We start from the raw sequence: 17,577 nt of genomic DNA, 5'->3' as shown, positions 1-17,577 counted from the left end.
CACTTCCGGAGATCCCCCGCTCTTCCGACCGGAGCGGGGGATCTCCGCATTTCCGGGGGCGGCCGGAAAAGGTGGATGGTGGACCTCGAATTCAGGGGTGGTGCGGCAACACCACGTGCGAGGGATGCTCGGAATCGTGCAGGAGCTCGTAGGAGATCCGTTCCCCGTCGACCGCGGTCGCCGTCCGCTCTCCCGTTCCCGGGTTGCGGGCGAAGCGCGGGAACGCCGCGCCGGCGACCTGCACCCGGAGCCGGTGCCCGGCCCGCACGCGGTACCCGGTCGGGCTCAGCGTCATCCGGACGACCGTCGTGCCGTCCGGGGCGGTCGCCTCGCGGTCGGGCACCAGCCGGTGCATCGCGTCGGTGATGTTCATCGAGGTCCCGTCGGGGCCGACATCGCACAGGCGTACGAACACGTCGCCGATCCCCGTCCCGGTACGCACATAGACCACGGCCGACACCGGACCGAGCAGATCCAGGTCGGACTCCAGCGGCGGGCCGGTCCAGACGCGCACGTCGTCGCGGGCCTCCACGCCGCGGTTGTCCAGCTGCTTGGACGGCGGCTGGAGCATCGGGCCCCCGACCGTCGGTGTCGGGTCGGCGGGGTCGTAGACGAACCGTGACGGCGGGGGTGCCCCGGCCGGCCGGTCCGGGCCCAGCCCGCCGTCGGCGTCGAGGTACCACTCGGTCGGGCGGGCCTCCGGCGGCGGCCAGCACGGCAGGTCGGTCCAGCGGTCGGCGTGCTGCACGTACACCCGGACCGGCGCGCGCTCGTCGTGCTCGCCGTCGTGCAGGTGCACGTCCAGCCAGTGGACCATCTCGTGGGCGATGGTCGACAGCGAGCCGCGGTCGCCGTGGGTCCACGGGCCGATCGTGATCCGCGCCGTCGCCCCGCCGCGCTGCAGCGCGGTGAAGTCCACCAGCTGACGGTCCAGGAACAGGTCCCACCAGCCGGTCACCATGCAGACCGGCGGCATCGCGGCGGCGTCGAAACCGTCGTGCTCGGCGGGCGCCCAGAACTCGCGCGGCTGCTCGGCGTGCTCGACGAAGTCCCGCCAGAACACCACCGGCGCCCCGGTCAGCGCGACGTCCGCGGCCTGCAGCGGCTGGGAGGTCACCGCGCGGCGCTTGCGACGGCTGAACACCGGCGTCGCGAGGAAACCGGTGACCGCGCCGATGCGCTCCTGGCGGCCGATCTGGTTCACCCAGGTCGCGAGGTTGAGCAGGCCGGGCGCGCCGCCCGGGTAGAAGGTACTGGTGAACTCCGACGCGGTGATGTCGGCGTTCATCGAGCACAGACCCGGGTCGGCGTAGGGGGCGACCGCCCACTGGGTGTGCCCGACGTAGCTGGGGCCGACCATCGAGACGCGGCCGTCGCACCAGGTCTGCCCGCGCACCCAGGCGAGCGTGTCCAGACCGTCGGAGCTCTCGTGCAGGAACGGGCGGAACTGCCCGCCCGAGCCGAAGGTGCCGCGGGTGGACTGCACCAGCACCTGGAACCCGCGGCGCGCCAGCAGCGAACCGATGATCGACCCGAGGCCGTCGCGGCCGTAGGGGGTGCGCATCAGCACCGTCGGACGCGGCCGGAGCGGGCCGGGGGCCCGGTAGAGGTCGGCGAGCAGGACGACGCCGTCGGAGAGCGGGACCCGCAGGTCACGCTCGCGCACGTACGGCTCGCCGGCACCGAAGCCCAGCCTGCGGTCGACCAGTCGCTCCGTGAGCGCGGCCATGACACCTCCCCCTCGCCCGCCCCCTGCGGACAGGTCCGATCGTAGGAGAACCCGGTTGCCCCGACCGGGCGTGGCCGGTGACGGTGTCGCCGTGACCGCCCCTCCCGTACTCACCGACGGGGTCGTGACCCTGCGCGCGCACACCGATGCCGACGTCCCCGGGATGCTCGAGGTGTACCGCGACCCCGTCGTGCACCGCTGGACCTCGCTCGGCCCGGCCTCCGGAGAACCCCGGGCCCGGGAGTGGATCGACCTCGCCCGGCGTCGGTGGGCCACCGGCCGTCACCACGTGTGGGCGGTGGAGGCCGCGTGCGACGGCCGCCCGCGCTACGCGGGCTCGATCGACCTGCGCCGCGACTCGCTGCCGTCGGTCGGCTACCTGCTCGCGCCGTGGGCGCGCGGACGGGGGTTCGCGAGCCGTGCGCTGCGGCTGGCCGCCGACTGGGGCTTCGACGTCGCCGGGTTCGCCGCGCTGCACTGGGACTGCCGAGCCGGGCACGTCGCGTCCTGGCGGGTGGCACACGCCTGCGGGTTCCGGTTCGAGGGTGTCCGCACCCGGGCGCTGCGGGCCGGCGACGACCTCGTCGACGCCTGGACCGCCGTGCTGCTGCCCGGCACACCCGTCGCCGACCGGCCCCCGGCGACGACGTGGTGGCCGCACCCGGTGCTCGACGGCGAGAGCGTCCGGCTCCGCCCGCCCACCGGGGCCGACCTCGCCCGGCACGTCGAGGCGTGCAACGACCCCCTCGCCCGCTGGTGGAGCGCCACCCTCCCGGTGCCCTACACCGACGACGACGCACGTCGCTGGCTGCGCGACCACCCGCTGGAACGCTCCCTGGGCTCCGGTGTCGGCTGGGTGATCGCCGACCCGGACGACGACCGCTACCTCGGCACCGTCTCGGTGTTCGGCACCGACCGGGCCTACACCCCGACCGGTGGCGAGGTCGGCTACCGCGCCCACCCCGACGCCCGCGGCCGCGGCGCGGTGTCCGCCGCGGTCCGACGGGTCGTGCGGCACGCGTTCACCCCGGTCGCCGACGGCGGGATGGGCCGGCACCGGCTGCAGCTCGGCGCCGCTGCGGACAACACCGCCAGCCGCCGCGTCGCCGAGCGCGCCGGGTTCCGGCTGTGGGGCCGCCCGCGGGCCGACGGTGTGCACGGCACGGAGAACGAGATCGTCGACGACGGGGTCTGGTACGACCTGCTCGCCACCGACCCGATCCCGCCGCCCACCGGAACTGTCGGGGGTGCCCCGTAGCCTGCCCGCCGTGCGGATCATGCGGATGTCCTGTTGCGGTACCGAGTGGGTGGGACCGGACCGGGCGCACTGCTGCCGCCGGTTCGGCGGCTGCGGAGCCGTCTTCGACGACGCGCAGCTGTGGGACACCCACCGCCCCCGTGGCGTGTGCGTGACCGACCCGCGCGAGCTCGGCCTCGTCGCCACGCGCAACGGGATCTGGCAGCGGGCGCTGGACGCGGCGGGCTGACCCGAGGCGGCGGGCACTCGACACGGCGGGCCGGCTCGACACGGCGGGCCGGCTCGACACGGCGGGCCGGCTCGACGCGGCGGGCCGAGGGGACCGGGGTCAGGGCGGCCCGCGGGTGATGCCGCGGAACACCGCCTCGTCCCGCCCGGGGTTGCGGACCCGGACCAGGTTCAGCCCGGTGAACCACAGCACCGACCCGGTACCGAAGGTCCGGCTCCCGCCCGCGGCGCAGCAGAGCTCGATCCGGCCGGCGTCGACCACGACGACGGCGCCCCGCCACTCGTCCTCGACGTGCGGGCGGACCTCGCCGGGGGCGAGCACGACGGTGCGGGTCCGCACCCGCGACGGCGCGTCGTCGCGCATGGGCCACCCCCCGGGTCCGGTACGGGCACGGTGCCCACACCAGCTCCGACCGCCCGGCCGCGCCGAAGTCATCGGCGCACGGGCGGGAGGGGGCTCAGGCCGCGGCGGCCGGGGCCGTCGCGGACAGCACCGTCTCGTAGCCGATCCGGGCCGCGGCGGCGACCCGCCCGGGGTCGGTGGACAGGCCGTGGACGCCGGCGGGGGAGTGCGGACTCAGCGTCAGCAGGTGCGCCCCGGCCCGGTCCGGGTGCGCGGCGTCGGCGAGCAGGGGCAGGCACTCGCCGTGCCGGGCGGCGTCCTGCGCCATCCGGCCCAGGCCCGGCGCGAGCCGGTCCAGTGAGCGGGCCCACAGCGGGGTGCGGGCGTCCGGCGGGATGCCGGTGAGGTCGTCGGCGGTGCGCGTGAGCAGGGCCAGGACGTGCGTGGCGCCGTCGCGCAGGGCCCGTGCGACCGGGAGCGGGTCGCCGACCGAGCCGTCGATGAAGTCCTCGGCGTCCTCGCCCGTGCCGACCCGTACCGGGGGGCCCGCCAGCAGCGGGATCGCGGCCGTCGCCCGCATCGCGGCCCTCCACGTGGCCCCGTCGGGCAGCGCGGTCAGCACCCGCGGGCGCAGGTCGACCGCACCGGTGACCACGACGTTCAGCGGGACCGGCGGGTCCACCAGCCGCGACCAGTCGGTGGGGAGGGAGTCGACCAGGATCCGGTCGAACAGGTGGTCCAACGACACCATCGGGCGACGGGTGCCGAACCGGCGCGGGTCGATGAACTCGCGGCACGCCATGTCCCGTTCGAACACCCGGGACACCTCGGCTCCGTGCCCCATGACCAGCGCCGTCCCGACGAACGCCCCGGCCGAGCTGCCCCACACCTCGTCGACGCCGGCGGCGAGCCCGAGGTCGGACAGCGCGTGCACCATCCCGGCCGCGTAGGAGCCGCGCATCCCGCCCCCGCCGACGACCAGCGCGATCCGTGCCCCGTCGGCGTGCCGGCCGGGGCGGCGCCCGGTGTCGCGGCGGCGCTCGAGCAGGCGCAGGACCTCGGTGTCGCCGTGCGCGGCGGAGGTGAGGAGGGCGGGAGGCACGCCCCCCATCATGGAGGTCCGCGGCCCCGCGGCCCCGCGGCGGCGGCGCCCCGGTGTCCGGGGACCGCTCACGAGCCACCGACCGCGGACCGTCCACCGCCCGCGGACCGTCCACCGCCCGGCGCCTCCCGGCTCGGGTGCCTCGTCGCGCAACTAGTACGTTCGCGCGACCAGCGCCGACGCCCTCGCGGAGGCCCGCTGGAGGGGGGAAGGACACCGTGACGCAACGACGCCGTCCGCGGTTGCAGGCGCTCGAGGCGACGTCGCTGCCCGCGGCACACGCCAGGGCCCGCGACGCCCGTCGCCGCCATCCGGTGGTCGGGGACCACGCCGCCGCCGTCGTCGCGGACGACCTCGACCTGGGCTCGGCGCCCGGGCGGGCCGACACGCTCTCCACGCTGCTGCGGGTCGCGGTCCTCGACGAGTGGGTGCGCGGATTCGCACGACGGCACCCGGGCGGGACCGTCGTCGAGCTGGGACCGGGGCTGGGTGACCGCGCGGGACGGCTCGGCGACGACGGCCCGGCGCACTGGGTCGACGTCGAGTTGCCCGGGGTGGCCGAGCTGCGCCGCGAGCTGCTGGCGGGCCCGGCGCACCTGGTGGCCGGGTCCGCGCTCGACGAGGACTGGCTGGAGCTGGCCCGCGACCTGCCCGGCCCGCACCTGGTCGTCTCCGACCGGGTGCTGACGCTGCTGCCCGAGCAGGGCGTGCAGCGGATCGTGTTCACCGCCGCGCGGATGCTCCCGGGCGCCGAGCTCGTCACCGACCTGCTGTCCCGGGGCGCGGCCGGGCGGCTCGCCGCGGGCCCGCTGCGCGAGCTGGAGGTCGACTGGACCTGCGAGGACCCGCGCGAGCTGGAGCCGTGGGGGCTGCGCCTGGCCGCCTCCTGCGACGCCGCGACCCCACCCGCCGAGATCGCGGCCCGGCTGCCGCGGGCGTCGCGGGCACTGGCCGCGGCGCTGCGGGCGACCGCGCTGCGCGGCGAGCGCCTGGCCCGCTACGAGATCGTGCCGGTCTGAGCCGCTCGGGTCCGCGTCGCTCCGGCCCGGCCGCGCCGTGGCCCGCCCGGGCTCCCCGTTCGGACCGGCCACGACGCGTGGGCGGGCACCGGCCCCCGCCGGTGTCCGCGTGCCCCGCAGGGCACTTCCGGTAGTACGAGCGGGCGTCCGCCGGGTGACGCGCCGGGCCGCAGGATCGTCAGAACTGTGGACGCGGCCCGCGGGTAGGGTCGTGATCGTGACCTCCCCGACCTTCGGCACGCTCGAGGCGGACCCGGCGGAGGTCGGCCTCGACCCCGCCCGGCTGGCCCGGATCGACAGCCACTTCCGCCGCTACGTCGACGACGGCCGCCTCGCCGGCGCGACGATCGCCGTCGCCCGGCACGACCGGCTCGCGCACCTGACCCACCTCGGCGTCCGCGACCTCGACTCCGCCGCTCCGGTGACCGACGACACGCTCTGGCGCATCTACTCGATGACCAAGCCGATCACCTCGGTCGCGGTCCTGATGCTCGCCGAGCGAGGCGCCCTGGAGCTCACCGACCCGGTGTCGCGCTACATCCCGGCGTTCGCCGAGCAGCGCGTCTACCGCGGCGGCTCGGCGCTCAATCCGGGGACCGACGCGGCCGTCGAGCCGATGCGGGTGCACCATCTGCTGACCCACACCGCGGGCCTGACCTACGGCTTCCACCACGCCCACCCCGTCGACGAGATGTACCGCTCCAAGGGCTTCGAGTTCGGCGCCCCGTCCGGGATGGACCTCGCGGCCGCGAGCGAGCACTTCGCGTCGTTTCCGCTGCTGTTCCAGCCGGGCCGCGAGTGGAACTACTCGGTGGCCACCGACGTGCTCGGCCGTATCGTCGAGGTCGCGTCCGGACGCCGGCTCGACGAGTTCCTCCGCGAGGAGATCACCGGCCCGCTCGGGATGACCGACACCGCGTTCTGGGTGCCGGAGGGGTCCGCGCAGGCCGGCAGGCTCGCGACGCTCTACAACGCCCGCCCCGGCGGCGGTCTGGTCGAGAACAAGGTGCTCGCCCGGTCCGCGACCCGCGAGCCCACCTTCCTCTCCGGCGGCGGCGGACTGCTGTCCACCACCGGCGACTACCTGCGGTTCGCCCGGATGCTCGCCCGCGGCGGCGAGCTCGACGGCGCTCGCATCCTCGGCCCGCGCACCCTGGCCCGGGCCACCCGCAACCACCTGCCCGGCGGCGCCGACCTCGACACCGTCGGGCGGCCCATCTTCTCCGAGTCGGCGTTCGCCGGTGTCGGTTTCGGGCTCGGCTTCTCCGTCGTCGTCGACGGGGCGGCGACGAAGGGCTTCGCCAACGAGGGCACCTTCGCCTGGGGCGGGCTGGCCTCCACCGCGTTCTGGGTGGACCCCGTCGACGACCTGGTGGTCGTCTTCATGACCCAGCTCGTCCCCTCCAGCACCTATCCGATCCGATCCCAGCTCCAGACGCTGGTCCAGCAGGCGGTGACCGACCGATGACCCCACCGAGCCCCGTGCTCACCTTCACCATCCGCACGCTCGTCGTCGCCGCCTCGTTGTGGGTGGCGACGGTGCTGGTCGGCGGCATCCGGCTGGACAGCGCCGGCACCTCCACCTCGATCCTCACGTTGATCGGCGTGGCCCTGGTGTTCGGCCTGGTCAACGCCGTGGTCAAGCCGATCGTGGCGACGCTGGGCTGCCCGCTCTACATCCTCACGCTGGGTCTGTTCGCGCTCGTGGTGAACGCGCTCATGTTCCTGCTGACGGGCTGGCTGTCGTCGGTGCTGAACCTGCCGTTCACCGTCGACGGGTTCTGGGCGGCGTTCTGGGGCGCGATCGTCGTCGGGATCGTGTCGTTCTTCCTGCACCTGGTGATCCCGGACCGGCTCGACAACCGCTGAGGCGACCGGCCGGGCTCAGACCGGCCAGGTCTCCCGGCGGTACGCGCCGTCCCAGAACATCCACTCGTAGCGCGAGGTCGTCGTGAAGTGCTCGCGCATGCGGGCGAACTCCCCCGTCGACGCGGCGGCGCCGACCCGGTCGGTCGCGTCCAGCACGGCCTCGACGACGGCGTGGTACTCCTCGCCCGCGTACATGTCGATCCAGCGCTGGTAGACCGGGTCGGGGGATCCGGCGCCGACCAGGTGCTCGCCGACCCGGCCGTAGATCCAGTAGCAGGGCAGCACCGCGGCGACGCCCTCGGCGTAGGACCCGCCGTAGGCGGCCGCCAGCAGGTAGCTGACGTAGGCGCGGGTGGCCGGGGCGACCGGCAGCTCGCGGGCCTGCTCCGAGGTGAGGCCGAGCGCGCCCAGCAGGTCGGCGTGCAGCTCCCGCTCGGCGGCGATCGCGCCGGCGGTGTGCTCGGCGAACATGAGGGTGTCGTCGTCGGTCGGAGCCTTCGCCGCGCACACGGCGAGCGCCGTGGCGTAGCCGCGCAGGTAGTGCGCGTCCTGGACGATGTAGTGCCGGAACGTCTCGTGCGGAAGCGAGCCGTCGGTCAGCCCGGTGACGAACGGGTGGGCGAGGATCGCCCCGTACAGGGTGTCGACGTCGGACCAGAGCAGGTCCCGGGTGCGGTCGGCCATGCGGCCACGGTATCCACCGGGGCCCGGCCGGTCGTGTGATCGACCCCGCAACGCCGGCGTGACCGGCGGGGAACACCCCGGTGACACGGTGCCTGAGATCCTGCGCACGTCGCCCGGTACTGCGGCGTGGGGGTGTCACCATGGAACGCAGGCGAGCCGCTCAGTGTGGAGGACGCGCCACGTCCAGTCCCCCTGACGTGGAGGTGAGGGTATGAGCGACCCGCAACCCATGGATCACCACGAGAAGATGCGGATCCGCGCGGCCGCGTTCCGTGCGACCCGGATCTACCCCGGGCCGGTCGGCGAGCTGATCTCGCGCGAGCTGCTCGGCTGGGAGGACTTCGGGTACCGCCTCGGCGGGAACCGCATGGTCCTGGACCTGGTCGACCACGTCATGAAGGCGGTGCCGCCGGACCGGGCGGCGCGCTCCGACGCGGCCTGACCCCGCTCAGCGCAGGGTCGCCACGGCGACCTCGGCGGCCGCACCGCTCGGCGGGGTGCCGTCGGCGAGCCCGGCCAGTGCGGCGGACAGGACCAGCATCGCGGCGATCGTGGTGATGCTTCCGACCCGGCCGAGGACGTCCAGGGTGCGTGCGACGGCCGACGGCCCGCCGGTGCGTACGGCGCCGGTCCGGACCCCGCGGGGAGCGGTGCCGGTAGCCGGGGTCTCGGTGGTGTGTCCTCGCGCCCCGGCGGTGGAGTGCTGCGCCGCCGCACCCGGCCGCGACGCCGACGACCCCGGCGACGCCGGTCGCGGTGCGGGGATGCCCGGCGTCAGCGGCGAGGTCGACCGCGGACGCTCCCGGCGGGGCGCCGGCAGGTCGACGTGGTCCTCGCGACGGCGGTGCCGCCCCTCGACCCGGTCCGCACGACCGGTCCCACCGGCCCGCGGTGCGGGGACCGACGGGGAGAGGGGGACGGCGCCCAGGGGGCGGCGCGGGCTGGGGATGTGGACGGCGGGCGCGGACATGACGATCACCACGATCTCGGGGGAGTCGAAACGGGGTTCTTCGGGATCCGGTGCGCGCCGCCGGCTCCTGCTTCCACCCGTCTGTCGTGTCGTACGACCAGCCTGTTATCCGGTCATCCCCTACGCCAACCGTCGGAGTGACTACTCCACCCATCGGACGTACCTGCCCACCCGTGCAGGCCCCTCTTCCTCACGAGGAGTGACTGTTCGTCACTCCTTCGCCACGTCCGGGGACAGGGTCGGCAGCTGCTCGCGGAGGTCCCGCTTGAGCACCTTCCCCGCCGCCGAGACCGGGATCGCCCCGACCAGGTGCACCTCCCGCAGCCGCTGGTAGGGCAGCAGGCGCTCGTTCAGGCCGTCGACGGCGGCGCGGACCGCGGCCCCGTCGGCGCCGGTCGCGGTGGTCAGGAACGCGACCGGGTGCTCGCCGTCGACCCCCACCGGGCGCCCGACGACGGCCGCACCGGTCACGCCCGGCAGCGCCAGCAGCCGCTCCTCCAGGTCGCGCGGGTACACGTTGTAGCCCTTGTGGAGCAGCATGTCCTTGAGCCGGTCCACGATGCGCAGGTAGCCGTCGCCGTCGAGGACGCCGACATCGCCGGTGTGCAGCCACCCGTCGCCGTCGAAGGCGGCCGCGGTCTCGGCCGGGCGCCGGTGGTAGCCGCCGGTGACCTGCGGCCCGCGGATCCACACCTCGCCCTCGGCGCCGGCGTCGAGCTCCTCGCCGTCCGGTCCGGAGATGCGGATCTCGGTGCCCGCGATCGGCAACCCGACGGTGCCCGGGCGCCGGTCCGCGGACCGGGCGGCGGGGCCGAGGGTGGCGGCCATCGTGACCTCGGTCAGGCCGTAGCCCTCGGAGATGACCAGGTCCTCGCCGAACCAGTCGCGCAGCGCCCGGATGATCTCGACCGGCAGCGGTGCCGCGCCCGAGGTCAGCGACCGCACCGAGGACAGGTCCCCGGCGGCCTCGCGGTGGGCGAGCAGCGCCGCGTACACCGGTGGCGCGCCGGACAGCGAGGTCACGGCGAACCGGGTGGCGTCGGCCAGATAGGCGCGCGGGTCGAAGCGGGCGTGCACGATCGTCGTCGTCCCGGTGAGCAGCGGGACGTTGAGCCCGCCGATCGTGCCCATGGCGTGGAACCAGGGGGCGATCCCGATCGCCCGCCCGGTGCCGATCGGGGTCGGGAACTCCGTCGCCGGACCGGGATCGGCCAGGACGACGCCGGGCCCGTGCGCGGTGGCGGTCACGTCCGGCCGGGCGCCGGTGCCCCAGCAGGCGGCCTGCAGCGCGTTGGTGAGCACGTGCCGGTGGGTGACCCGCACGCCCTTGGACCGGCCGGTGGTGCCGCCGGTGTAGGCCAGGTGGGCGAGGTCGCGGTCCGGGTCCACCTCCAGGTCGGTGCCCGGCGGGGTGGCCGGCCTGCCGTCGAGGTGCGCCCGGAGCCCGGTCACCTCCGGGGGCAGCTGCTCCGGGTCGCCGTGGGCGCCGGTGACGAGCACGCGCTTCAGCGACGTCGCCGGCCGCGCGGCGAGCACCGCGGGCAGCGCCGCCTCCCAGCTGACGACGACGGCCGCCCCCGCGTCCGCGAGCTGCGCGCCCAGGTCGTCCGGGGCGAGCAGCGGGTTCGCCGGGGTGACGGTCGCCCCGGCCAGCAGCGTCCCCCAGTAACCGATCGCGTACTGCGGGCAGTTCGGCAGGTGCAGTGCGACGACGTCGCCGCGGCCGACCCCGTCGGCGTGCAGCGCGTGCGCGAACGCCGAGGCGCGGGCCAGCAGCCCGTGGAAGGTGACCTCGTGCCCGGCCTGGTGCAGGACCGTCGCGTCGCCGAACCGGTCGGCCGCGCCGCGGAGCGTCGCGGAGGCGGGCAGGGCGGGCACGTCCAGGTCCGGGGCGGGCGAACGGGCGATCATGCGGTCACCCCCGCCCCGCTGCCGGTCCGGGACGACGGGACGAGCCCGTGGACGACCATGCGACCTCCATCGGTCTGCCGGTGACGTGCGGCACGACCGACCCTAGGCACGGCGGGTGGCACACGTCTCGGCCCGCACGGGCCCGGTCCGGTCCGGAGGGGACAGACCGGCGTGCCCCGGTCCTCAGTCGCGGGGGGTGAGCAGACCCCGGGAGTGCGCGAGGGCGACCGCCTCGGCACGGCCGGAGGCGCCGAGCTTCGCCATCGCCCGGGACAGGTGCACGCTCACGGTCTTCTCGGAGATGAACAGCCGCTCGCCGACGGCCCGGTTGGTCAGCCCGTGCGCGACCAGCTCCAGCACCGCGTGCTCGCGCGGGGTGAGCGGGGAACCACCGGCGCCCGACGGCGGTGCGGGCCGGGGACCGCCGTCGCCGGCCCGCAGCCGCAGCGCGGCGACGGCCTCGGCGAGCGGGCGCGCCCCGAGCCGGTCGGCCCCGGTGGCGGCGACGGCCAGGTCCTCGGCGGCGGCGCGGCGGTCGGCCTCGCCGTCGGTGCCGGGGCCACCGCGGTGCGCCCGTCCGAGCAGGGCCTCGGCCCGCCGCCACCGGGCCTCCGCGGCGCGGTAGCCGTCGCCGTACCCGGCGAAGGTCTCCACGACGGCGTCCCAGACCTGTGGTGCCGCCTCGCCGTGGGCCCGGGCGGCCTCGGCCCGGGCCCGGGCCAGCCACGCCCGGCCCTCCGGCCCGACCGCGGTCCCGCGGGGCAGGCCGCGCTCGGCGGTGAGCGCGGCCTCGTCGGCGAGGCCGGCCGCCGCCCCGGCGTGCGCCTCGGCCCCCGCCGGGTCGCCCGCGGTACGGGCGGCCTCTGCGAGGTCGGCACGGGCCGCTGCGCCCAGTGCGCACAGCGCCAGCTCGCCGAGGTGGTGCGGGTACTCCGCCCGCAGCACCCCGAGCGCGGTGGCGACGCGGTCCACGGCCAGGGCCGCGTCGCCCCGCCAGCGCGCCGACTCGGCCCCGACGACGCCCTGCAGCAGCGCGGCCTGGTCGTGCACCGGTGGCTCGGTGGCCAGCACGGAGAGCAGCTCCTCGGCGCCGTCGAGGTCGCCGCGGGCCACGCCGACCAGCGCCCCCGCCACCGCCAGCTGCCCGGTGACGCGCAGCGGGAGCGTGGGGTCGACATCCGCGGCGGTCCGGACGGCGGCGTCCCACTCCCCGCGCTGGACGTCGACGCGGACCTGCGCGATCCGGAACTCCAGGCCGTACCCGCCCCAGAGCAGGCCGTACGCGGCGGCCCGGCGGGCCCCCTCGGCGAGCTCGTCCGCGGCGGCGTCGAGCAGGCCGTCCTCGATGAACGACACCCCGCGGTTCCACACCGTCCGCAGCTCGACGACCCGGTTCCCGGACGCGGCGGCCAGCGAGGACGCCCCGGCGAGCCGGTCCCGGGCCGCCTGCGGGTCCCCCTCCATCCGGGCGCAGAAGGCCAGGGTGATCAGCGCGTCCGCGCAGACCGCGCTGAGGTCGCGGTACGCGGCCGACCCCTCCGCGGGCGGTGCGGTGTCGTGGACGGCACGGGCCACCGCCAGCGACGCGCGGGCGTGCGACCAGGCGGGCTCGGCGTGGTCGGCGTTGAGGTGCGCCCGCGCGAGCACGGCGTGCGCCCAGGCCGGCTCCGTGCCGGGTGGGCCCCCGGCCAGCAGCTCGACGGCCTCGGTGGCCGCGGCCACCGCCGCGTCCACCCGGGCCCCGCTGTCGAGCAGCCGCATCGCGTAGTGCCGGCGCGCCCCGGCCCTGGCGTGCGGATCCTCGCCGAGGTCGGCGACCCGGACCGCGCGGGCCCCGAGGGCGATGCCCCGTTCCGGGTCGCCCGAGGCGCTCGCCGCCCAGGCGGCCTCCCGGGTCAGCGCGCTCTCGGAGACCCCGGTGAGCCGCTCGGGGTCCTCGACGGCGGACCACAGCTCCAGTGCCCGCTCGGCGTGGGCCAGCATCTCGGCCGGTCCGTGCCGCCGGTGGGCCTCCTCGGCAGCACGCACCGACGCCGCGAGCGCCCGCGGCAGGTCGTGCGCGGCCAGCGCGTGCCGGGCGAGCGCGGCGGCCACCCCGGGGTCGTCGTCCCGGCCGGCGAGCAGCGCGGTGAGCCGGGCGTGCAGCCGGACCCGTTCGGCCGGGAGCAGGTCGTCGTGGACGGCCTCGCGGAGCAGGGCGTGCCGGAAGGCGTAGGACTCCGCGCCCGGCGCCGGGTCCGGGACGAGCAGGTGGTGCGAGACCGCCTCCCGCAGCCCCGCCTCCAGCTCGGCCGCGGACAGCTCGGACGCGTCGCGCAGCAGGTCGTGGGGGATGCTCCGCTCGGCCAGCGAGGCCACCCGCAGCACCTCCCGCGCCGGTCCGCCGAGCCGGTCCAGCCGGGTGAGCAGCACGTCGGCCAGGCCGCCCGGCAGGCCGTCGGACCCCGCCGCGACCAGCTCCTCGGCGTAGAAGGCGTTGCCCTCGCTGCGGGCGGCGATCCGGCGCAGGGTGGCCTCGTCGACACCCCCGGTGGCCGCCCGGGCCCGGACCAGGGCCAGCACGGCGTCGGGTGTGAGCGGGCCCAGCTCGACCCGGCGGACGGCGGGCAGCCGGATGAGCTCGGCCAGCGACGCGCGCAGCGGGTGCCTGCGGTGCAGGTCGTCGGAGCGGTAGGTGCCCAGCACCAGCAGCCGCTGCGAGCCCAGCCGGGCGAGCAGGAACGCGAGCAGCTCGCGGGTGGAGCGGTCCGCCCAGTGCAGGTCCTCCAGCACGACCAGCAGCGGCGCCGTCGCGGCCGCGTCGCGCACGGCACCGGCCACCGCGTCGAACACCTGCAGGCGCCCGGAGTCCCCGTCACCCGTCGCGGGACGGGGTGCCTCCGCCGCGCCGGGCAGCAGCCCGTGCAGCACCGGCCGCAGCGCGGTGCCCGCCCGGGCCAGCGCGTCGAGCACCTCGGAGAAGGGCAGGTAGGGGAGTGCGGCGCCGCCCGCGTCGAGACACCGCCCGACGACGACCTGCGCGCCCGCCCCCGCGGCGGCCCGGCCGAGTGCGGTGGCGAGCCGGGACTTGCCGATCCCCGCCTCTCCGGCGAGCAGCACGGCGCGGGCCCGCCCTGCCCGGGCGGCGTCGAGGTCGCGGAGCAGACCGGCGAGCTCGTCCGCGCGGCCCACCAGTTCGTCCGGGTCCGGGCCGGGCGCGCCGTCCCCGTGGGTCGCTCCCGCGGTCATGGAGCGCATCGTGGCACGGGCCACCGACACTCCCGGGGGCGCGACGGCGGCACCCGCCCGTCCGCGCGGCTCAGGCACGCGGCCCGGCCGGGACCTGCCCGTCCGGTGCCGCCGGGTGGGGTGTCCGGTCCGGTGCCGGTCCGGCGACGGTGGTCCCGCGGGGGACCGGCCGCCGGGCGGCGGTGAGCCGGGCCCGCAGCCGCAGCCACAGCCGCCCCATCGCCGACGGGCCGGCCGCGCCGCGCGCCAGCCGCTCCGTGCGGTACCGGTCCGCCTCCTCCCGCAGCCGGGCCTGCCGCTGCTCGGCGAGGGCGACGAGATGGTCCATCGGGATGTGCGTCATCAGCATGACGACGACACTGCGGCTGAGGGGCCGCCCGGGGCATCGGGCGATCACGCCGTCCCGCGGGCCGCCCGGGGCCCGCGGGTAAGGGGTGCCCTCAGCCCCGTCCGGCGGGCGGGGGCAGCAGGCCCCGGCGGTAGGCCGGGACGAGGGCGCGCGGCACCAGGTGACGGCGTCCCTCCAGGGTGAGCGGCACCAGGTCGGGTGTGGTCGCCTTCCACTGCGACCGGCGGTGCCGGGTGTTCGATCGCGACGTCCGTCGCTTGGGAACGGCCATCAGAGGTCTCCTTCTCGGTCGGAACGGACGGTGGGGTCGTCCAGGGCGGCGGGCCCCACGGGCTCGGACTCGGCGCAGGGCTCGTCGTGGGCCCAGCCGAACGGGTCGGGCAGGGCGGACCAGGCGTCCTCGCCCGCGGCGATCTCGGCGTCGGTGAGCAGCGCGGAGCGCAGGGCGGCGTCGATCTCGTCGGGGTCGGCGTCGTGGCAGATCGCGACGAGGTCCTGGGCGCGGTCGCCCCAGCGCGGGTGCCAGGCCAGGGCGGCCAGCGCCCGGCGCTGGTCGCCGGCCTCGGCCCACGCCTGCTCGTCGGCGCCGGCCAGCCAGTCGCCGGCGTGGCCGATCCGCATGCCGCCGCCCGCGCTCTCCACCCACAGCACCGCGTCGGGACGGGTGGCGAGCCAGGCCCGGCCGCGGGCCCGCACGACGCCGTCGAGCAGGCTGTCGATCGCGTCGTGCAGCCGGTCCGGGTGGAACGGGCGTCGGGCGGAGAACAGCAGGGTGCGGACGCCGCTGGCGGCGTCCAGCGGGGGTGTCCCGCGCAGCAGCGGGTCGTGCACGCCACCCGGGACGCCTCGGCGGGACGCGGGGTCGAGCCCGTCGCAGAAGACCCGGTGGTCGGCCCGTCCGGCGAGCAGCCGGGGTGCGGTCGGGCACAGCCGGTCCAGGACGGCGGCGGTCCGGTCCGCGCCCCCGGGCCCGACCGCGCGGGTCAGCACCAGGACGTCGGCGAACTCGGCCTGCCCGACGGCGAGCTGGGCGACGGTCCGCTCGTCGTCGGGCAGCGTGGACAGCCCGCGCTCGGGCAGGGTCGCGTCCCCGGTGGCGTCGTCCAGCCAGCGGTCCGGGTCGAGCACGGCCACCACCCCGCGCAGGTCGACGAGGTCGGTCGCGGTGCAGGCCTCGCCGCCACCCGGCGGCTCGAACACCACCGCCCCCAGCGCCCAGCACACCGGCTCCGGCTCCAGGCGCGGGTCCAGGTGCAGCACCACCCGGTCCACCGTCCCGGCCAGCGCGGCCAGGGTCGGCAGCACGTCCTCGCGGATGGTGCAGCTCACACAGCCGTGGGCGAGCTCCAGCACGGTGCGCTCGTCGCGGCCCGCGTCGCGCAGTCGCCGGTGCACCACACCGCGGCCCAGGTCGCGCAGGTCGTGGTGGAGCACGACGACACCCGGGTCCAGCTCGCGCATCCGCGTGATCGTCCGCCCCACCCCGTCGGGCTCGGTCCCGCACAGGACCACCAGCTCGGTCATGTCTTCCTCCCGGAGTCGGACGTGGTCACGGTCCGGTGTAGCGTAAACGAAAACGATTCCCATGTTGAGAGGAGGGGCGCGATGGCCAAGTCGACCGACGTCCGGCCGATCGTGAAGCTGCGCTCGACGGCGGGGACGGGCACGACCTACGTGACCCGCAAGAACCGCCGCAACGACCCGGACCGCCTGGTCCTGCGCAAGTACGACCCGAAGGTGCGCAGGCACGTCGAGTTCAAGGAGGAGCGCTGATGCCCGCACGTCCCAAGCCGGTGCGCGCGCCGCGACGCAAGCCCAACCCGCTGAAGCAGCGGGGGATCGAGCACGTGGACTGGAAGGACGCCGCGCTGCTGCGCACGTTCATCTCTGACCGCGGCAAGATCCGCGCCCGCCGGGTGACCGGACTCACCGGCCAGCAGCAGCGGCAGGTGGCCACCGCGATCCGCAACGCGCGGGAGATGGCCCTGCTGCCCTACCCGCACGCGGGACGGTGAGCGATGGCGAAGCGCTGTGACCTGACCGGCCGCGAGCCGGGCTTCGGCAAGTCGGTCTCGCACTCCCACCGGCGCACCAGCCGGCGCTGGGACCCCAACGTGCAGACCCGCCGCTACTGGCTGGCCGAGGAGAACCGCTGGGTGCGGCTCACGCTCTCGGTGAAGGGGATCAGGACGGTGGACCGGATCGGCGTCTCCGCCGCGGTGGCGAGGATCCGGGCGAACGGGGTGAAGGTCTGATGGCCACGACCGGGCAGATCGCGAAGAACGAGCGGCGGAAGGAGATCGTCGCCCGCTACGCCGAGCGGCGGGCCGAGCTCAAGGCGCTCATCGCCCGCCCGTCGACGCCGGAGCCGGAGCGGGCCGCCGCGGTCGCCGAGCTGCGCCGCCAGCCGCGCGACGCCAGCGCGACCCGGGTCCGCAACCGCGACTCGGTCGACGGACGCCCCCGCGGGCACCTCCGCAAGTTCGGGGTGTCCCGGGTCCGGCTGCGCGAGCTCGCACACGACGGCGCACTGCCGGGTGTCCGCAAGTCGAGCTGGTGACGAACGGCGGTTGACCTGCAGGAACCGGGTTCCGGGACCCCCCGTTCGGGGGCCCGGGACCCCGGTGTAAAGTTCTTCCCGTCGGTGAGAGCGAGGCCCTCGGGCCCGCGGGACACCGGTGCTGCCGCCCCCTTAGCTCAGTCGGCAGAGCGTCTCCATGGTAAGGAGAAGGTCTACGGTTCGATTCCGTAAGGGGGCTCTACAAGGGGCCTCGCCGCATGCGGCGGGGCTTCTTGTATGACGGTGTAGCTCAGTTGGTAGAGCAAGCGGCTCATAATCGCTGTGTCGCCGGTTCAAGTCCGGCCATCGTCACCACGTTGGCGCATC

At 76.2% G+C, this 17,577-nt stretch carries 20 protein-coding genes and 2 tRNA genes; 12 read left to right on the top strand and 10 right to left on the bottom strand.

Translation table 11 applies throughout. The annotated features are described in order from the left end of the window. Positions 1 to 91 precede the first annotated feature (91 nt). Positions 92 to 1,729, bottom strand: a complete 1,638-nt coding sequence (locus ATL51_RS13185) for a CocE/NonD family hydrolase (RefSeq protein WP_100878754.1) — start codon at positions 1,727 to 1,729, stop codon at positions 92 to 94. Between the two features lie 91 nt (positions 1,730 to 1,820). Here ATL51_RS13185 and ATL51_RS13180 point away from each other — a divergent pair, with 91 nt between their 5' ends. Together ATL51_RS13180 and ATL51_RS13175 are read left to right on the top strand one after the other, a co-directional pair. Next, positions 1,821 to 2,987, top strand: coding sequence for a GNAT family N-acetyltransferase (locus ATL51_RS13180; RefSeq protein WP_167409996.1), 1,167 nt, complete (start codon positions 1,821 to 1,823; stop codon positions 2,985 to 2,987). Positions 2,988 to 3,006: 19 nt separating this feature from the next. After that, the gene (locus tag ATL51_RS13175; protein ID WP_202417011.1) at positions 3,007 to 3,216 is read left to right on the top strand and encodes an FDXHR family putative zinc-binding protein; all 210 of its coding nucleotides are present in this window, start codon (positions 3,007 to 3,009) and stop codon (positions 3,214 to 3,216) included. Positions 3,217 to 3,315: 99 nt separating this feature from the next. Here the strand turns inward: ATL51_RS13175 and ATL51_RS13170 are convergent, their stop codons facing one another. Beyond that, positions 3,316 to 3,579 carry a hypothetical protein gene (locus tag ATL51_RS13170; protein ID WP_073576511.1) on the bottom strand — a complete coding sequence of 88 codons (264 nt, stop codon included), beginning with the start codon at positions 3,577 to 3,579 and terminating at the stop codon, positions 3,316 to 3,318. A 94-nt stretch (positions 3,580 to 3,673) separates the two neighbouring features. Continuing rightward, a complete protein-coding gene (locus ATL51_RS13165) occupies positions 3,674 to 4,669 on the bottom strand; it encodes a patatin-like phospholipase family protein (RefSeq protein WP_100878752.1) in 996 nt (331 codons plus the stop codon). A 209-nt stretch (positions 4,670 to 4,878) separates the two neighbouring features. Between ATL51_RS13165 and ATL51_RS13160 the strand changes: the two genes are divergently transcribed. The 3 genes from ATL51_RS13160 (at position 4,879) to ATL51_RS13150 (ending at position 7,548) form a co-directional block, all read left to right on the top strand. Continuing rightward, complete coding sequence (locus ATL51_RS13160; protein ID WP_157818348.1) at positions 4,879 to 5,679, top strand: class I SAM-dependent methyltransferase; 801 nt, start codon at positions 4,879 to 4,881, stop codon at positions 5,677 to 5,679. 217 nt (positions 5,680 to 5,896) lie between these two features. Further along, the gene (locus ATL51_RS13155) at positions 5,897 to 7,147 is read left to right on the top strand and encodes a serine hydrolase domain-containing protein (RefSeq protein WP_100880685.1); all 1,251 of its coding nucleotides are present in this window, start codon (positions 5,897 to 5,899) and stop codon (positions 7,145 to 7,147) included. Then, positions 7,144 to 7,548 carry a phage holin family protein gene (locus ATL51_RS13150; protein WP_073576508.1) on the top strand — a complete coding sequence of 135 codons (405 nt, stop codon included), beginning with the start codon at positions 7,144 to 7,146 and terminating at the stop codon, positions 7,546 to 7,548. Before ATL51_RS13155 ends, ATL51_RS13150 begins: the two co-directional genes overlap by 4 nt. A 15-nt stretch (positions 7,549 to 7,563) precedes the next feature. Here the strand turns inward: ATL51_RS13150 and tenA are convergent, their stop codons facing one another. Further along, positions 7,564 to 8,232 carry a thiaminase II gene (tenA, locus tag ATL51_RS13145; RefSeq protein ID WP_100878750.1) on the bottom strand — a complete coding sequence of 223 codons (669 nt, stop codon included), beginning with the start codon at positions 8,230 to 8,232 and terminating at the stop codon, positions 7,564 to 7,566. 211 nt (positions 8,233 to 8,443) lie between these two features. On the opposite strand from tenA, the gene ATL51_RS13140 reads away from it, so the two are divergent. Continuing rightward, complete coding sequence (locus tag ATL51_RS13140; protein ID WP_224401401.1) at positions 8,444 to 8,674, top strand: hypothetical protein; 231 nt, start codon at positions 8,444 to 8,446, stop codon at positions 8,672 to 8,674. 6 nt (positions 8,675 to 8,680) lie between these two features. Here ATL51_RS13140 and ATL51_RS13135 read toward each other — a convergent pair whose 3' ends face one another. The 6 genes from ATL51_RS13135 to mrf form a co-directional block, all read right to left on the bottom strand. Further along, positions 8,681 to 9,202: a hypothetical protein gene (locus tag ATL51_RS13135; protein ID WP_157818347.1), complete on the bottom strand. Its 522-nt coding sequence runs from the start codon at positions 9,200 to 9,202 to the stop codon at positions 8,681 to 8,683. 210 nt (positions 9,203 to 9,412) lie between these two features. Next, positions 9,413 to 11,113, bottom strand: a complete 1,701-nt coding sequence (locus ATL51_RS13130; RefSeq protein ID WP_073576505.1) for a class I adenylate-forming enzyme family protein — start codon at positions 11,111 to 11,113, stop codon at positions 9,413 to 9,415. A 183-nt stretch (positions 11,114 to 11,296) separates the two neighbouring features. After that, positions 11,297 to 14,341, bottom strand: a complete 3,045-nt coding sequence (locus ATL51_RS13125) for a helix-turn-helix transcriptional regulator (protein WP_167409995.1) — start codon at positions 14,339 to 14,341, stop codon at positions 11,297 to 11,299. Between the two features lie 70 nt (positions 14,342 to 14,411). Beyond that, complete coding sequence (locus tag ATL51_RS13120; protein WP_100878747.1) at positions 14,412 to 14,690, bottom strand: hypothetical protein; 279 nt, start codon at positions 14,688 to 14,690, stop codon at positions 14,412 to 14,414. A 91-nt stretch (positions 14,691 to 14,781) separates the two neighbouring features. After that, positions 14,782 to 14,961, bottom strand: a complete 180-nt coding sequence (gene rpmF, locus ATL51_RS13115) for a 50S ribosomal protein L32 (RefSeq protein ID WP_073576503.1) — start codon at positions 14,959 to 14,961, stop codon at positions 14,782 to 14,784. Further along, entirely contained in the window at positions 14,961 to 16,214 is a 1,254-nt protein-coding gene (mrf, locus tag ATL51_RS13110; RefSeq protein WP_100878746.1) for a ribosome hibernation factor-recruiting GTPase MRF, read from the bottom strand. The genes rpmF and mrf overlap by 1 nt, the downstream gene beginning before the upstream one ends. Positions 16,215 to 16,295: 81 nt before the next feature. Here mrf and rpmG point away from each other — a divergent pair, with 81 nt between their 5' ends. The 6 genes from rpmG (at position 16,296) to ATL51_RS13080 (ending at position 17,565) form a co-directional block, all read left to right on the top strand. Continuing rightward, a complete protein-coding gene (rpmG, locus tag ATL51_RS13105; RefSeq protein ID WP_020623297.1) occupies positions 16,296 to 16,463 on the top strand; it encodes a 50S ribosomal protein L33 in 168 nt (55 codons plus the stop codon). Beyond that, positions 16,463 to 16,705 (top strand): 30S ribosomal protein S18, encoded by a 243-nt coding sequence (gene rpsR / locus ATL51_RS13100; RefSeq protein ID WP_073576501.1) that lies wholly within the window; start codon positions 16,463 to 16,465, stop codon positions 16,703 to 16,705. Before rpmG ends, rpsR begins: the two co-directional genes overlap by 1 nt. 3 nt (positions 16,706 to 16,708) lie before the next feature. Continuing rightward, positions 16,709 to 16,945, top strand: a complete 237-nt coding sequence (gene rpmB, locus ATL51_RS13095) for a 50S ribosomal protein L28 (RefSeq protein WP_073576500.1) — start codon at positions 16,709 to 16,711, stop codon at positions 16,943 to 16,945. Further along, positions 16,945 to 17,250, top strand: coding sequence for a 30S ribosomal protein S14 (rpsN, locus tag ATL51_RS13090; protein ID WP_073576499.1), 306 nt, complete (start codon positions 16,945 to 16,947; stop codon positions 17,248 to 17,250). The genes rpmB and rpsN overlap by 1 nt, the downstream gene beginning before the upstream one ends. A gap of 126 nt (positions 17,251 to 17,376) precedes the next feature. Next, positions 17,377 to 17,449, top strand: a tRNA-Thr gene (locus ATL51_RS13085). A gap of 40 nt (positions 17,450 to 17,489) precedes the next feature. Continuing rightward, positions 17,490 to 17,565: transfer RNA gene (locus ATL51_RS13080), tRNA-Met, on the top strand. Positions 17,566 to 17,577 lie beyond the last annotated feature (12 nt).

Source organism: Pseudonocardia alni (assembly GCF_002813375.1).
In the GTDB taxonomy this organism is placed as follows: domain Bacteria; phylum Actinomycetota; class Actinomycetes; order Mycobacteriales; family Pseudonocardiaceae; genus Pseudonocardia; species Pseudonocardia alni.
The sequence above is the reverse complement of the archived record's forward strand: the minus strand, read 5'-3'. Positions and strand labels throughout refer to the sequence as shown.

Excerpts from the sequence above, each read along its gene's own strand:
- ATL51_RS13185 (WP_100878754.1), bottom strand. The coding sequence starts at position 1,729 with ATGGCCGCGCTCACGGAGCGACTGGTCGACCGCAGGCTGGGCTTCGGT.
- ATL51_RS13175 (WP_202417011.1), top strand. The coding sequence starts at position 3,007 with ATGCGGATGTCCTGTTGCGGTACCGAGTGGGTGGGACCGGACCGGGCG.
- ATL51_RS13170 (WP_073576511.1), bottom strand. The coding sequence starts at position 3,579 with ATGCGCGACGACGCGCCGTCGCGGGTGCGGACCCGCACCGTCGTGCTC.
- ATL51_RS13165 (WP_100878752.1), bottom strand. The coding sequence starts at position 4,669 with ATGGGGGGCGTGCCTCCCGCCCTCCTCACCTCCGCCGCGCACGGCGAC.
- ATL51_RS13150 (WP_073576508.1), top strand. The coding sequence starts at position 7,144 with ATGACCCCACCGAGCCCCGTGCTCACCTTCACCATCCGCACGCTCGTC.
- tenA (WP_100878750.1), bottom strand. The coding sequence starts at position 8,232 with ATGGCCGACCGCACCCGGGACCTGCTCTGGTCCGACGTCGACACCCTG.
- ATL51_RS13140 (WP_224401401.1), top strand. The coding sequence starts at position 8,444 with ATGAGCGACCCGCAACCCATGGATCACCACGAGAAGATGCGGATCCGC.
- ATL51_RS13135 (WP_157818347.1), bottom strand. The coding sequence starts at position 9,202 with ATGTCCGCGCCCGCCGTCCACATCCCCAGCCCGCGCCGCCCCCTGGGC.
- ATL51_RS13130 (WP_073576505.1), bottom strand. The coding sequence starts at position 11,113 with ATGATCGCCCGTTCGCCCGCCCCGGACCTGGACGTGCCCGCCCTGCCC.
- ATL51_RS13125 (WP_167409995.1), bottom strand. The coding sequence starts at position 14,341 with ATGACCGCGGGAGCGACCCACGGGGACGGCGCGCCCGGCCCGGACCCG.
- ATL51_RS13120 (WP_100878747.1), bottom strand. The coding sequence starts at position 14,690 with ATGCTGATGACGCACATCCCGATGGACCATCTCGTCGCCCTCGCCGAG.
- rpmF (WP_073576503.1), bottom strand. The coding sequence starts at position 14,961 with ATGGCCGTTCCCAAGCGACGGACGTCGCGATCGAACACCCGGCACCGC.
- mrf (WP_100878746.1), bottom strand. The coding sequence starts at position 16,214 with ATGACCGAGCTGGTGGTCCTGTGCGGGACCGAGCCCGACGGGGTGGGG.
- rpmG (WP_020623297.1), top strand. The coding sequence starts at position 16,296 with ATGGCCAAGTCGACCGACGTCCGGCCGATCGTGAAGCTGCGCTCGACG.
- rpsR (WP_073576501.1), top strand. The coding sequence starts at position 16,463 with ATGCCCGCACGTCCCAAGCCGGTGCGCGCGCCGCGACGCAAGCCCAAC.
- rpmB (WP_073576500.1), top strand. The coding sequence starts at position 16,709 with ATGGCGAAGCGCTGTGACCTGACCGGCCGCGAGCCGGGCTTCGGCAAG.
- rpsN (WP_073576499.1), top strand. The coding sequence starts at position 16,945 with ATGGCCACGACCGGGCAGATCGCGAAGAACGAGCGGCGGAAGGAGATC.